This is a genomic window from Microbacterium sp. SS28 (assembly GCF_022761035.1).
GTDB lineage: Bacteria > Actinomycetota > Actinomycetes > Actinomycetales > Microbacteriaceae > Microbacterium.
Map to the genome: position 1 here is coordinate 29,238 of NZ_JAKWJP010000005.1, position 14,177 is coordinate 43,414.

12 protein-coding genes and 1 tRNA gene are annotated in these 14,177 nt (G+C 65.3%); all 13 read right to left on the reverse strand.

All coding sequences use genetic code 11. The features are described from left to right. Nucleotides 1-130: 130 nt before the first annotated feature. The 13 genes from MJ607_RS14335 to MJ607_RS20330 all read right to left on the reverse strand — a co-directional run bounded on the left by MJ607_RS14335 (nt 131) and on the right by MJ607_RS20330 (nt 14,159). Complete coding sequence (locus tag MJ607_RS14335) at nt 131-802, reverse strand: response regulator transcription factor (RefSeq protein WP_243076289.1); 672 nt, start codon at nt 800-802, stop codon at nt 131-133. Further along, nucleotides 799-1,992: a histidine kinase gene (locus tag MJ607_RS14340; RefSeq protein ID WP_243076290.1), complete on the reverse strand. Its 1,194-nt coding sequence runs from the start codon at nt 1,990-1,992 to the stop codon at nt 799-801. The genes MJ607_RS14335 and MJ607_RS14340 overlap by 4 nt, the downstream gene beginning before the upstream one ends. Before the next feature lie 92 nt (nt 1,993-2,084). Further along, complete coding sequence (locus MJ607_RS14345; protein ID WP_243076291.1) at nt 2,085-2,930, reverse strand: ABC transporter permease; 846 nt, start codon at nt 2,928-2,930, stop codon at nt 2,085-2,087. Then, nucleotides 2,927-3,856 carry an ABC transporter ATP-binding protein gene (locus MJ607_RS14350; RefSeq protein ID WP_243076292.1) on the reverse strand — a complete coding sequence of 310 codons (930 nt, stop codon included), beginning with the start codon at nt 3,854-3,856 and terminating at the stop codon, nt 2,927-2,929. The genes MJ607_RS14345 and MJ607_RS14350 overlap by 4 nt, the downstream gene beginning before the upstream one ends. A gap of 828 nt (nt 3,857-4,684) precedes the next feature. Continuing rightward, nucleotides 4,685-5,278, reverse strand: a complete 594-nt coding sequence (locus MJ607_RS14355) for a PIN domain-containing protein (RefSeq protein ID WP_243076293.1) — start codon at nt 5,276-5,278, stop codon at nt 4,685-4,687. Between the two features lie 18 nt (nt 5,279-5,296). After that, nucleotides 5,297-5,821, reverse strand: a complete 525-nt coding sequence (locus MJ607_RS14360) for an excisionase family DNA-binding protein (RefSeq protein ID WP_243076294.1) — start codon at nt 5,819-5,821, stop codon at nt 5,297-5,299. 113 nt (nt 5,822-5,934) lie between these two features. Further along, on the reverse strand, nt 5,935-7,056 hold the full coding sequence (locus MJ607_RS20245; protein WP_243076295.1) for a Wadjet anti-phage system protein JetD domain-containing protein: 1,122 nt from the start codon (nt 7,054-7,056) through the stop codon (nt 5,935-5,937). Further along, nucleotides 7,053-10,406, reverse strand: a complete 3,354-nt coding sequence (locus MJ607_RS14370; protein ID WP_243076296.1) for an ATP-binding protein — start codon at nt 10,404-10,406, stop codon at nt 7,053-7,055. The genes MJ607_RS20245 and MJ607_RS14370 overlap by 4 nt, the downstream gene beginning before the upstream one ends. After that, nucleotides 10,403-11,062: a DUF4194 domain-containing protein gene (locus MJ607_RS14375; RefSeq protein ID WP_243076297.1), complete on the reverse strand. Its 660-nt coding sequence runs from the start codon at nt 11,060-11,062 to the stop codon at nt 10,403-10,405. Before MJ607_RS14375 ends, MJ607_RS14370 begins: the two co-directional genes overlap by 4 nt. Further along, entirely contained in the window at nt 11,059-12,510 is a 1,452-nt protein-coding gene (locus MJ607_RS14380) for a DUF3375 domain-containing protein (RefSeq protein ID WP_243076298.1), read from the reverse strand. The genes MJ607_RS14375 and MJ607_RS14380 overlap by 4 nt, the downstream gene beginning before the upstream one ends. 287 nt (nt 12,511-12,797) lie before the next feature. After that, nucleotides 12,798-12,881, reverse strand: a tRNA-OTHER gene (locus tag MJ607_RS14385). Between the two features lie 346 nt (nt 12,882-13,227). Continuing rightward, the gene (locus MJ607_RS14390) at nt 13,228-13,974 is read right to left on the reverse strand and encodes an SDR family NAD(P)-dependent oxidoreductase (RefSeq protein WP_243076299.1); all 747 of its coding nucleotides are present in this window, start codon (nt 13,972-13,974) and stop codon (nt 13,228-13,230) included. Continuing rightward, nucleotides 13,971-14,159, reverse strand: a complete 189-nt coding sequence (locus MJ607_RS20330) for a PfkB family carbohydrate kinase (protein WP_374238062.1) — start codon at nt 14,157-14,159, stop codon at nt 13,971-13,973. The genes MJ607_RS14390 and MJ607_RS20330 overlap by 4 nt, the downstream gene beginning before the upstream one ends. Nucleotides 14,160-14,177: the final 18 nt, after the last annotated feature.

The window sequence follows — 14,177 nt, forward strand, 5'->3', positions numbered from 1 at the left end:
CTCCGCCATCCTCCGGTGGCACGCGGTGTGTCACGCATCGATGCGATCGAGCGCGTCACGGCGTTGTACGGGCGGATGCCAGTCGCGTGGTCAGGTCCTGCTTGGTGGCCGCTCCAGAGCGGTGTGAGACTCAGGATCCAACGACTCCGAGTTCATAGGCCAGGATGACCGCATTCACTCGACTGCTGAGGTCGAGTTTCGAGAGCACGCGGCCGACGTGGGCCTTTACCGTCGACTCGCTCAGATAAAGAGCCGCAGCGATCTCGCTGTTCGTTTGACCCCGCCCGATGAGAACGAAGATCTCGCGTTCGCGGGCTGAGAGCTCTGCCAGCGCCCCTTTGGAGTCGAGATGACGTTTCGCACCGAGATGCGGGGCGGCGATCTCGATGAGCTTTGCCGTTATGCGCGGCGATACGACCGCGTCGCCGGAGAAGACCGCGCGTATAGCAACCACCAGGTCATCGGGACGCGCGTTTTTGAGCAGGAATCCGGCAGCGCCGGCATCAAGCGCATCAAACGCAGCTTCGTCGAGGTCATATGTCGTGAGCACGAGAACACGCGAGTCGGGCAGCATTCTGCTGAGGCGCCTTGTTGCCTCGATTCCGCCGATGCCGGGCATCCTCACATCCATCAGCACGACGTCGGGTTTCAGTCGTTGAGCCGCTCCGATCGCTTGCAGCCCGTCTGCGGCCTCGCCGACGACCGTCAGCCCGGGGGCCGCCTCCAGCACTAGGCGCAGTCCATAGCGAACGAGTTCTTGGTCGTCTACGAGCAGGACTCGGATATCTTCGGTCGCTGTCATCTGTCTCCCCACCGCAGGTGTGCCTTGACCCGCCAGCCGCCGCCGGCCCGCGGGCTCGACTCGACCGAGCCGTCGAACATCGCCACCCGCTCCGCCATACCGACGAGGCCCCGGCCGGCGTTCTGAGCCGCAGCTGCGGGCGAGGCCGAGTCTTCGACGAGAATGGCCACCTCCTCGGGGGTCCAGGTCAGGGCGACCAGTACCGCGGTGACGTCGCGAGCGTGGCGGAGCACGTTCGTCAGTGACTCCTGCACGATGCGGTACACGGTCAAGCCCACCGCCGGATCGTCGGTCGGTGACCCTGTCACTGTCATCCGCACCGGAAGCCCCGCGGTCGTGAATTGCTCCACGAGCGCGGGCAGCTGGGTCGCATCGGGTTGCGGTGAGTACACCGACCCCGAGCCCTCGGGCACACGCCGTACGCCACCGAGCAGTCGGCGCACCTCGCCGAGGGTTCGTCGCCCCGTCTCGGACACCCTGGCGATCGCGACCTTCGCCTCATCGGGTCGCTCGTCGGCGGCGGCGTGCGCGCCGTCCGATATCGCGATCATGACCGAGAGGCTGTGTGCGATGACGTCGTGCATCTCGCGAGCGATGCGTTCGCGTTCTCGCGCAGCGGCGATCTCAGCCTGCTGGTCGCGTTCGTGTGCGAGCTGTTCGGCGCGTTCGAGGAGTGTGCGCACGTGACGTTGCCGCTGTCCGGCGCTCGTGCCGAGCAGGGTGGTCACCAGCAGCGCGACGGCGAAAACGGCGAACGCGAAGATCCAATCAGCTGTCACGTCCCTCGGGTTGACGGGTGGAGAACCCCAGAGCGACGGCCCGTTCGCCAGGCGAGCCGTGAACACCCAGGCTCCGAGGGCGCCGAAGGCCAGCGCAACGGCGAAGCAGGCCCACGCGACGAACCCGCGGCACCCTACCGCGATGCCGTACAGCACGATCGCCACCACGATCGTCTCGGCTCCCGTGCCGACGGCCAGTGAGAATACAGCGACAACCAGCGCCCCACCCAGTGCCGGCAGCGGGTACCGGGCCCGCGTTGCGAGCGCGGCGAGACCAGCTGCCCCGAGCGCGACGGTCGACCACAGCGGCGTCGCGAATCGCGGTTCCAGCGAGACGAGTGCCAGGAGCACCGCAACGGCGAAGTAGATCGCGGGCATGATGGCCCGCACCGTCCATGATCGTCGTCGCATGGCTGTTCGTCTCGGTCTCGGTTCCGGTTGCGGAAGTATTGGATCGGGCGGCATATGGGTCGGGGTGCCGCCCGACCCGATCGATATCAAGGTCAGGCATCCCTCCTGCGCAGTGCGATCCAGCCGGCCACCAACGCAGCGATCGCCCAGGCGAAGGCGGTCACCCAGCCCCCTGCAGGGCTCAGGTACTGCTGCCAGGCGTCGGCAAAACCGAGCTGCGCATCTCCAAGGCGCACCATCGAGTCACCGGCGTGCGAAAGCAGGTACAGCCGGATCGTGCGGATGAATTCCGACGTCGGCAGGACCGACAACAGCACTGGGCCGAGCAGAGTCGTACAGAAGACCACAACAGATCCTCCCACCGCCGATCGCAGAAGGCTGCCGATGCCGAGTCCGAACACAGCGCACAGCCCGACGTAGACCGCGCCGCCGGCCAGGGCCAGAGACATGCCTGGGGCGGTCAGTGCCGTCTGGAGATCCCACGCGGCGTAGATCGGGTAGGTGAGAGCCCACGATCCGAAGACCGAGACGAGCGCGGTTACCGTCATGACCGGGAGTACGACGAGCGCCTTCGCCGCCAGCACGGGGGTGCGCCGCGGAACCGCGATGAGACTCGGCTGGATCGTGCCCGACGAGTACTCCGAGCTGATCGCGAGCACACCCAAGACCCCTGCGATGATCTGACCGAACACCAGCGTCCCCAAGGTGACGGAGTCGAGCGTGAATGCGGTCGAACCGACCGAGGGAACACCGGCGGATTCGAGCGTCAGCGCGAACAGCACGCTGACTCCGATGCCGAAGATCAGCACCGAGGCGAGAAGGAAACCCGTCGAGCGGAGGCTCGTCAGTTTGATGAACTCCGATCGCACGACGTGCGTGAAGCGCAAGCGGTCGGGGCTCAGCACGTGCGTGTGGTGTTGCATGGCGGAAACGGTCATTGGTCTGCTCCTGTTCGGGGTGCGGCGGCAGAGCGGTACTCGACTTCTCCGGCGGTGAGGGCGATGTAGGCGTCTTCGAGGCTGCCTGTCCGCGAAACGACCTCGTGCAAGACGATGCCGGCGTTCGCGGCGGTCGTGGCCACCTGTTCCGAGGTGAGTCCCGAGATCTCCAAGGCGCCGTCGGCCAGCGTCGTTACGACGACGTCGGGGCCCGCGAGGGCCGCGGTGAGGGCGGCGCCCTCTCGCGCTCGCACCCGGATCACCGAGCGGGTCGTCCCCGCGATGACGTCGCCGATAGGGCCCTCGGCGAGAATCTTGCCGCGGCCGATCACGATGAGGTCATCGGCGGTCTGCGCCATTTCGCTCATGAGGTGCGACGAGAGCAGAACCGTGCGCCCCTCCTCCGCCAGGCCCCGCATGAGTGTGCGCACCCAGAGCACCCCCTCCGGGTCGAGTCCATTGACTGGCTCGTCGAGGATCACCGTGCCCGGGTCGCCGATCAGGGCGGCCGCGATGCCCAGCCGCTGGCCCATGCCGAGCGAGAACGCACCCACGCGTTTGCCCGCCACAGAGTCGAGCCCGGCCATGCCGATGACCTCGCGCACGCGCGCTGCACCGATGCCGTGGGTGGCGGCGATCGCCAGCAGGTGCCGATAAGCCGTGCGGCCCTTGTGGGCCGCCTTCGCGTCGAGCAGCACGCCGACCTCACGCAGGGGCGCGACGTGTTCGGCGTAGGGCCGCCCGTTCACCTCGACTGTGCCAGCCGACGGCCGGTCAAGACCAACGATCATCCTCATCGTCGTCGATTTTCCGGCCCCGTTGGGGCCGAGAAAACCGGTCACTCGACCCGGCCTCACGGTGAAGTCGATGCCACCGACGGCCACTTTTTCCCTGTAACGCTTGGTCAGCGCATGTGCAGTAATCATTGCGAACCCTTTCCTCGCGATCACGCTAGAAGGGGGCACTCGGCATGCACATCGGCCGGTGGTACACACTCTGCCGCTCGCCAGTACCCAGGTACTGGTCCCACGCAATGGGCGCGCCAGTCAGGGGGTCCTCCCCCGTGCTGCGGTGAGTGTCATCGCGACGTCGCGCCAGAGCATCATTCTCGGTGAGTTCGAATGTCCCGCCCGATAGAGCGCCCGACAGAGCTCCCGATGCAGTGCGTCAATCAAACCCGATCGGGAACCATTCAAGTCGTCTGGAGGGACGCCACCTGTGCGGGGTGTAGCCCCCGCAACGGCTTTCGCCGTTCGCAACCGCGGAATCATGCGCTTGCTGGGCACTCCAACGCAGGAACGTGGTGAGAGGGCGCACCGCAGAGGTCCCCCTAAAAGGTCCCCCTGGGGGACCCCTGGACGCCGAAAATTCCTCTTCTAGCGACATGGTGCTGAAAGCATCCGGCGCAAGAACAATCGCGATAACCAGCGGATTTTCGTGGCGGAGACGGAGGGATTTGAACCCTCGGTCCCCGTGAGGGGACTCCACCTTAGCAGGGTAGATTCGAGCGGCCGCGCGTATGGCGTGTTCATGTTCCTGTGTAGCGTAAGTCCCAGATCAGCGGCGGTTTCGGATCAATGGGGATGCCGAGGCTGCAATCACGCCACGCACGCGTCACACCCCAGAATCAACGCGAATCGGCATCCTCAGAATGCTCGGGGTCACCTGGGGGTCACCCGGCGCCGGACTCGGTGCCGAGTCACTCACGCGGGCCGCTAGAAGCGATCTGGCGCAGCGAGCACGTCGCCGCAACCTCATCCTTCGGCCGCTTCGACCATCATGTCGACAGCTTCGATCAGACCGTATCGATCGCGCAGGATGTCGAGAATGTCCTGCGCGTTGAGCGCGGGGCCTTGGCGGCCGGACCGCTTTGACATCTCCCCTACTGCGGCTAACGCGTGTGCGGGATTGAGCGCCACGGTGTTCTTCGCGAACTCACGCGCGGTGAGTACTTGGATGCTGGACGGGATCTTTGCCGCGGGAAAGTCCTTGATGTTCTCCGTGACGATCGCTCCGGCGCCAGCGATGACGGCCGCGGCGACCACGTGCTCATCATCCGGATCTGGAAGGCCGAACGTGCCTTCCAGCGGTTCCCAGCCCTCGACCTCAGCGTCGGCGAATGCTCGACGCATCGCCGCGACGAGCCCGACGGCCCGCTCGACCGCCTCCTCAGGCAACACTCCCCGCCTTACGAACTTGGCTTCCTCGTGGAACTCAAGTTCAGCGAGGATCGCGGAACTCCACGTAGGGCGGTACGCACCTTCGATCGCCAAGGAAAGAAGGAAGTCTCGTTGCAGGCTCGGCCACAGCACGCTGGTGTCGAGAGTCGCCGTAAACACGACCCCCATAATGGCAGTCGCGAAGAGCTACTCCTGAGCAGCTCGCCTGGACGCGACTGCCTTCCTTGCCTGCTTCAGGTGCTCAAGAGTCTGCTCGACGTTGTCCTCATCAACGGCGTCGCGGGTCCTAGCGAGCATTTCGTACTGACTCTCACGCCGGCGCTCTCGATAGTCGAGCAGATCCGCGAGCAGAACGCGACGGTGCGTTCCAGCCCTCTCAAAGGGGACTTCGCCCTCGTCGAGGAGCTTCACCACCGTTGGGCGACTCACGTTGAGCAGATCAGCCGCTTGCTGCGTGGTCAAACGAGTCGTTTGCGGCACGACGGAAACCGCCAGCCCACTCCGCATCGCATCCACCACTTTGCGAAGCGCTAAGTAGACCTCTTCGGGAAGCTCAACCTGATCTCCTGGCCTCGCTCCCGCGAGGAAATATCGGGGCTCCGGCACGGCTCGGCCAGCGGCCTCATGGGCTGCGAGAAAGTCCATGATTGGGGCAAGCTCGTCACCCCTGCTCGGAAGGTACGTCTCCTCAACGACCGCAGCGCGAGACACAGAATCACCTCAATACACGTAGACGCAACAGTTTGCGTTTGTTGCGATTAGGGTACCACGCGGCGCCGACAGACTAATAGGAGCAGGTACCCACGACGCATCCACGAATCATGTCATTCCACGCCGAGCTGCGGGAGAGCGTAATCCCAGGGAACGCGCTCCTGCTCGAGGCGAACGTTGCCCTGAGCACTGAGCAGCCGGAGCGTCGTGCTCTCGTGAATCGTGAGCAAGGGGAGGACGCTGGTATTCGGATTTGGATCATGACCCCAGAGATCGCGGTGATCCAGCACCGTCTGCGTGTCCATCAGCACGGAAGTTGCGACCACTCCGCTTGCTCGCAGTCGATGAAGAATGGCGAACCCGTGCGAGTCCAGATCGCCCCAGTAGGTGACCTGGTGTGCCCATGGCAGTCGAGCAATGAGATCGACGCGGTGGCCGCCACCATGGATGGCGACTGCGCCGGCCATCTGCGGCATCGCGAGCACCGTAGCGAGATTCTCGAACACGAAGACGCGGTCGGGTCGGATCGATATGGCAGCGAGGTCGTCGACTGGCGCGGAAACGTCGACCAGGCCATGTAAGGCGAATGACGGATCTAGCACACGCATCCGGACCAGCGGCGACGGCTCGTGCAAGCCAAGTCCTGACGCTCCAGTGCCCGCTCGGTGGAGGGATTCCACGAGGCCCCTTCGACTCTCGATCCATTTGGTGTGGATCCCGCGGATTGGCAGTTCGCGAATGAGTCGCCCGGATGTTGGATTCTCGCGCAACCAGAAGGTCACATCGACCAGCCTGTCGAAGTCAGCGTCGTCGAGGTCGGCGATCGCGCGCGCATGAGACCGGAGTACGCCGTCGCCCTCTGCACCCGCGAGGGCACGGAGGACATCAAGTCGCTTGACGAGGACTCCCCAGGCCGCAGCCTCTCCCGCCACCCGGGCAATCGCTTCTGGACCGCGCAGGGTCGCCCGCACAGGAATTTCTTGAGAACCGATACGCGACCAGTTGCGGACAGCCCACACGAGCTCGACTTCGGTTGCGTCGTACGCCTCCCGCCAGGACCCGACCCAACGCCGAACCTGATCCAGATCGGATAAGGCCTCACGCTCGGTCGGCGGATTCAACGGCACAACGAGCACGACGTCTCGGCGCCGCTCGGCCGCCCATGCCCGAGCATCGCGGTCGAAGATCTTCTTCGCCCGGACGCGAAGATCGTCTGGCGTCACGGGACTCGTCACGCGCGGGTCTCCTCCCGAGCCGTGACGGTGACCTCTGGTGCGCCGGCTGAGAAGACCACGTTCGCCAACCGCGAGGCGTTGCGATCCGGATTCGAGACGGACGTGATGGCACCGACGTAAGGTTCCAGCGTCTGTAGCAGCTTCTGCGGTGTGGCGAGGATCATGTGGAACCCGAACTCACCGAACACATCCATCGCGTTTCGCGTGTACCGACTGTCGGCCTTGTCGAAGGCCTCGTCGAGCACGATCGACCCGAACCGCGGCAGGTCATCCTCTTCCTCCGTGAGCTGATACCGCAGCGCGGCCGCGAGACAGAAGATCACGAGCTTCTGCCGTTGCCCACCTGACAGACCCTCGGCGGAGTCGTAGACGCGCATCACTCGACCGCTCGCATTCTTCTCGCGCGCGAGAAAGCTGACATGAAGTCGAGTGTCGAGAACCCGAGTACGCCAGTCCGTATCCACGCGATCCCTCGACCCGAGCCTCCCGATGACCCGCTGAAGCACCTCGAAACGCTGGTCGGCTCCCGCCGGCGACTCATCAGCCCAGTTGCCCTCCACGATCCGTCGCAAGTCGGTGAGGAACGCGTCGACTTCCGGGGTGCGAGCCGTCTTCACATCGATCTCCAGGAACCGGTCTGTCCCCTCGAACGGGGACCTCCCCAGGGATGCATTGACAGGTAGGATGCGTTCGCGAATGAGCCCTGGTGCGTCCCGCAGGTCGCTCAGCAGGTGAGCGACCACATCCTGCGACCGCTCCCGCAGCAGCTTTCGGAACTGGCTCTCCTTCTCCGGCAGACCCCGCGCCAGGATCCCCTCCCGCAGTTCTCGGTACCCATAGCGATCGCCGATCTCCGCAGTCAGCTCGGCGGATGCGGCAGGCCAACCAAACCGGAACTCCGCTGCGTATCCGGCGAAGCGCGCCTCCGCATCGGCGGCGCGACCGGACGCGGCGTCCTTCTCCTTCGACAGCGCGGACTGCACAGCTCGGGCGACAGCATCCACCGTCTCCAAGCTCACCGAACGTTTCTCGCCCCGGAATCGCGCGTCGAGTGCGCTCAGGAGAGACTCGTCGACCGCGGGAGGCGAAACCGATTCGAGCTCGGCGATCTGAGAAGAGATGCTCTCCACCCGGTTGCGAGCGACTGCTCGCTCCCCGAGCGCGCTCGCGTGCTTCGTGTTGGCTTCGTCGAGCCGCTGAGTCGCCCTCTCTGCAGCGCCCTGAGCGTCGCGAAGGCTGCCTGACCCGCTCGTGAGCGTCCCAAGTTCGTCCCGTCGAGCAGCGGTCACAGCAGCGGCCGAAGCGATGTCCACCCGCTCCCACGTGGACGTCGAGACCCTGCGGAACACGTCACGCCGATTCAGCGCCTCCTGGCGTTGAGCGTCGGCCCGTGCATCCGTCGCGTTGGCCTGATCGACTGCCGCCTCCGCCTCCCGACGACGCTCAAGCAGCGCCTCGAGGCGCGTCTCGGTATCTCCGCCGAGCACCCATCGGGCGGCATCGCCCACCTCGGACCGGTCGTCCTTCTCATATCGTCGCGAGTTGCGCTTAACCAGCCCACCGATCGTGACGCCACGTTCGACATCGTCGAGTTCGTCAGGGTGCGAGACACACGCGTAGTCGAACTCCGTTGCAATGCGCCGACGAACGTAGGCTGCGAACGGCCCATTCGCGACTGCCACGCGATGCACCAGGGAGCGGGCGTCCTTGGGGCGGCGTGGCTCATCGACGGAATGCGGCACCGCTTCGATCACGAGACGGACGCCGAACGCACGGGACTCAGCCGCCCGGCGCGCGGCGATCAAGTGCTCGTCGCGCACGAGGAGGGTCGTCGCAAACGACGCCAAGACGCGTTCGATCGCTCCCCGCCAGTCGGCGTTCTCAGCAGTCACCGACACGAGTTGACCGGCAAACGGCAGGGCAGATTCGGGGACACCGATATCGGCAGCGAGAAGTCTTCGTGCGTTGAGAAGCCTTCCGTCGAGGTTGCTTCGGTGGTCGCGGAGGGACTGGAGCTGTCGGGCGATCTCATCCAAGGATCTGCGGGCCTGGCTCGCAGCATCGCGCACCTCGTACGACACGGCCGGGACATCTCGCGCGGTCTCGATGACCGCCGCAGCCAGCAGCTCCGCGAACTGAGCTGGGTCCTCAGGCATCGGCGCCCCGATGCGTGCGAGTTCTCCGGCAAGCTGTGCGCGATACTCTTCGACGACCTCTTCGGCACGCCGCGCGCTGTCGATCCGCTCCTGCAGCAGCTCTACCCGAGCGCCACCCTCGTCCCGCACACGAGCCTTCGCCGTCTCCAACGCCTCGGCCGCAAGCTGCTGCTCGCGCGCAATGTCACTCAGTTCGCTTTCGGCCCGGGCGAGCGAGGCGTGCGCTGGACCAGCGGCCTCCCGAGCGAGCTTGAGCTTGAGCATCGCGGTGAACGGCTCGACCGCATCGTGCAGAGCGGCCGCCCCAGCCATCTCGGCACCGGCGAGGTCGAACGCCGTGATGGCGTCGTCAACCTTGCGGAGCGCGTCGGCCTGCTTGCGGAGATCTACGACGTGCTTGTGCGCAGCGTCGAGCTCGGTGAACTGCTCGACTGCGGTATCGGCACGCCCGAAAGTGTTCGGCTGATCGAGCATGAATCCGCGGAAGAGGGCATCGAGTGTGCCCAGGTTCTTGGCTGACTGAGTCTTGTGGAGCAGCTGCAGGGTCGCGTCACCGCGGAAGCCGAACTGTCGGACGACTCGTTCATGAAAGCGGCCGTGCCGACCGCCGGTCGTGATCAGCGCATCAGGGAACGCCTTCGACATGCGTCGGGCATCGATGCCACCTTCGATGTGAGCCTTGAGCCCGAGCAGACCGAGCCCTCCGCGACCGAAAATACGCGCGTCCTTCAGGGCCGTCGTCTCGGTGCGAGTGCCAGGCGCGTGGAATACGCGCATCAGCGTCACCGGTTCGTCGCTGAGGTTGTCGTACTTCAGCAGGATGCCGCTCCACGTCGCCTTGGGGCGCAGGTACGTCGTCGTGGCTCGATCTGCGGTCTCATCCGCTTCCTTGCTCCATGCTCCGCGCACGTAACTCATGAGAGTGCGGTCGCTCTGCCGGGAGGTGCCATCCTGTGCCGCAGCGTTGAGCCGAAGCCAGCGATCGGGGGTGAGGACGGCAGCGATCGCGTCGAGCAGCGAGGACTTGCCGGATCCGGATGCTCCCGTGAACAGGTGCCCTTGCCGGGCTATGTCGACGGTGACATGGCCCGAGAAGGTGCCCCAGTTGACCAGTTCCATCTGCGCGAGACGCCACTGCCCGGGCCGGGTGGGATCGACCTCAGGCTCGTCGGTCGGGAAGGTCAGCATCGTCATTCCGATTCATCCTCGGGATCCGTCAATGCGGCGGCGACCTCGCCGGTTCCCTCCTGCGCGATCCGGTGGTACTCGGCAGTGATAGCGCGGATCTGATCGGCGTCGAGGATCAGCCGGAGCACCGGTGAGATCTCGGCGCGGTCATCGCCCACGGCGTGCAGCACGCGAAGCTTGTTCTGCATCTTGTTCCACGAGGAGTTCAACCGGCTCGTGAAGTCCTTCTCGTCACGATCGACGGTGCGAAACACAGCGAGCTGCTCAAACACCTCGGACTGCCCCACGATCACGCGCCCGCGACCCTCCTCACTCAACAGCGTCTGCCGGAGGACAAGCAGCATCGCCGTATCCAGGAATGTCAACGCCTCCGAACGCACTGCTTTCGGCACATCTTCAGTTGGAGCATTTCGCACGAATGCGAACTCGTTCTCGCGATCGACCACCAACTCGAGGAAGAGGTCGCCCAGCCGGGAGCGGATGACGGCCTCGTCGGTCAGCAGCACCGCCCACAGCTGCGCTTCCCGCGCACCCGACAGGTAAGGCCCACGCACGAGACGGAGAAGCACGCGTCGCGTCCGATCCGGGAGCTCTCCGGCGTCGCCCCGCCACAAGCCCGCCACATCCTCGGCCGCGACATCCGTCGTGGTCATATCGGTCATGTCACTGCTCCTGTGAATCGGTGCACGGCAACGAGCGCCGCGCGGGCGACCCCGTCGGCACCCAACCAGGCGAGTACCTCCGGCGCATCGTCGACAGTTCCCTGCTCGGCCGCTATTGAGAGCAGGCCGACGACGCTGCCGACTCCCTGCGTGGCTGGATATCGCGCGAGAACTTCGCCGACCGTGCAGGACGGCGCCTCGGCGAGCAGATCGTTGATATTGCGACTGAGTTCGTCGAAGTCGATCTCGGTCTCGCGTGCGAGGGCACGCAGTTCTTCGAGGCTCGCGACAGAGGCTTGCTGCGAGAGGACCTCGCCCGTGGCATCGAACTCGGCCGGATCGTAAAGCTCGATGGCTCCCACGCTCGAGAAGGGCACCGCAGACAGATCCAGCGTGAGGGATGTGGCCTGCCACGGCCGGGTATATGCGGCGGCTTCGACTCCGGCGTGCTGAGCCTCACGCAGCAGAGTGCGCAGCACTCGGTCGCGTTGGTAGTCCTGGGACTGAACGTAGCGGCGCAATGCCCGGGCGAACATCGTGATGGCGTCCTGGATCTCAGCGCTGCGACCCTTGAGTGTCGCCAAGAATGACCTCAATGCTCGTCGTTCCTCGGGCGTCAGATCGCGGGCGAACCCTCGATCGAGGATGCGACGGATGTCCGCCTCGAATGCCGCGCCGAGCGCGGGATCGAGAACGAGCTGCGCGAACGCAGCGAAGCTGCGGCCCGCGTCCGATTCGGAGATATGGTCGACCCCGCGAAACACCTCATCGATCACCGCGGCCTGGGAGACGTCGGATTCGACGATCTTGGCTCGCAGCGACGCATTGAGCGTCTCGAACTCCGCACTCACCCGCGCAAAGTCGTCTGGCACGTCGGCCGCCTGAGCAAGAACATCCCGAACCCGCTCGAGCGCTCGATCCTCTTCGATCGCTAGCTCATCACCGGAGCGGAGAGCCTCGATGCGCCGCTCGATCCCCTCGATCTCCTCCTCCAACAGCGCGATGCGTGCGGACGCGTCAGGATCCGTGTCAATCGCGAGACGGCGTACCTGTGCAGCGAGACTCGCGAGCCTTGACTCCGTCACGCTTGAGCGGGGGGCCGCACGGCCCTGGAGGAAGCGAATACCGGCGATCGCATCTGGGGAGAGTTCGAGCGTCTCACCACGTGCTTCGGAAGACGGCCGCCGTACGAGAAACCCAGCCGAGCGCCACTCGGCGCAATAGCCCTTCGCCGTCAAAGGCAGAGGTACCCCGTGAGCGCGGAGTCTGTCGAGGTCAACGTCGATCCGCTCGTAAAGCTCTTCTGCATCGACACGACGCTCATCACCCCCCAGATGAGTGCTGAGCAGGCCGGCGATCACTGGCGCACTGTCGGCACGAAGCAGCTTCCAAGCGGCGTCTCGTTGTACGAGCTGCGCGAGCTCAAGAACCTGGGCGACTGCGGGCACGCGTCCATTGTGAATGACCGCGCCGACATCACGTCACTTCGTCACTTCTGAGGTGCGGTGCACCACATGTGGAGGGGTGGCGCACCCCACCCCCTGAGTCGGGCGAATTCCGCGGAATCGCGCGGCAGAACTCACAGACGAATGGCCAAGCAGTAGAGCCGCTGGCCCGCAGGTGACCCCCAAGTGACCCCCGCGGGGTCACCTGGGGGTCACTTCTACCAGCGCGGAACGTCGAACTGGCGCAGATTCGTAACAAGAAAACCCCCGGCTGACCTGGGGTTTTTATGCGGAGACGGAGGGATTTGAACCCTCGGTCCCCGTGAGGGGACTCCACCTTAGCAGGGTAGATTCGGACGACCGCCTGACGACTCTATGGCCAGCGCCCGGCACCAATGAAATCACCGGTCAGCGGCTGTTTCCGGTCGTCACCGCCGACTCGAACTGGTCCCACGAGATGCACGCGACACACTCGAGAATCGCCCAAAGCCGGCATCCTCGGAATGCCCGGGGTCACTTGGGGGTCACCTGGCCGGGGCCGCCCGCAAGGGCATCGAAGACGCTGGCGAGTCGACTGGTCGGTGTCGACAAGCCCGTGGCGCAGTACACCGCGACGGCCCGGGCGGCTTCCGAGGCGATGATCACAACCCTTGCTTCCCTGCTGCTTCCAGACCGCGCAGAGTCGATTAGGCGCTCGCCGGGACCAGGTTTCCGTGTACCTCACGAGGTGGTTGCTATACCCACCGTCGACGACGACGGACGTTCCTGTGATGTACCGCGCGGCGAGGCTCGCCAGGTCACCGCGACGTCAGCGACATCGTCGACGTCGGCGACGTACCCCAGCGGGATCCACTCGGCAAACCGGTCCTCGCCGACCTCGGCGATCTTGTCCCGATTCATGCTCGTCGCGATGACCCCTCGCGCGATGCTATCCAACCGAATGCCGTCTGGCCCCAACTCGACGGAGGCTGTCCGTGTCAGGGAAGCAAGGCCGGCCCTGGCGGCGGCGTAGCCGCCGTTGCCCGCGACAGGGACCGATTCGTGGATGGAGGTGATGTTGATCACCGACGCGGCACCGCTCGCCCTCAGCGCAGACAGACATTCGCGGAGCAGCGCAACAGGCGCGATCAGGTTCACTTCGAGCAGCGCCGCGAACAGATCGGAGCCGAGTTCGGCCACCGTGGCGTCCACCTCGAAACCCGCGTTGTTCACGACAATGTCGAGCCCGCCGAGCTTCGCCGCTTCTGCTCCCACACGCTGCGGAGCATCGCGGTCAGTGAGGTCTGCCACGATGATGCGCGCGTCCAAGTCGGCGGCGACCTGTTCGAGCCTCGACTGGTCTCGGCCGTGAAGTACGCAGGTCGCGCCGGCACGATGGAATGCACGGGCGATCGCCGCGCCGATTCCGGCGCTCGCGCCCGTGATGAGGGCGCGTCGGCCGGCGAGGGGAAGCAGTTCCGTCGTCATATCTCCTCCGAAAGTGGTGGCATAGCGGCGACTGGAATTATCGCGCCGGGTTGTGCGACAACCTCTCCGGCGACACTGTTGCCGAGCCGCGCGGACTTCAACGGGTCGATCCCGGCCAGTCGCGAAGCGAGGTACGCACCATTGAAGCTGTCCCCCGCACCGGTCGTGTCAAGGGCGAGGCTCATTCCGACGGCCACCGGTGT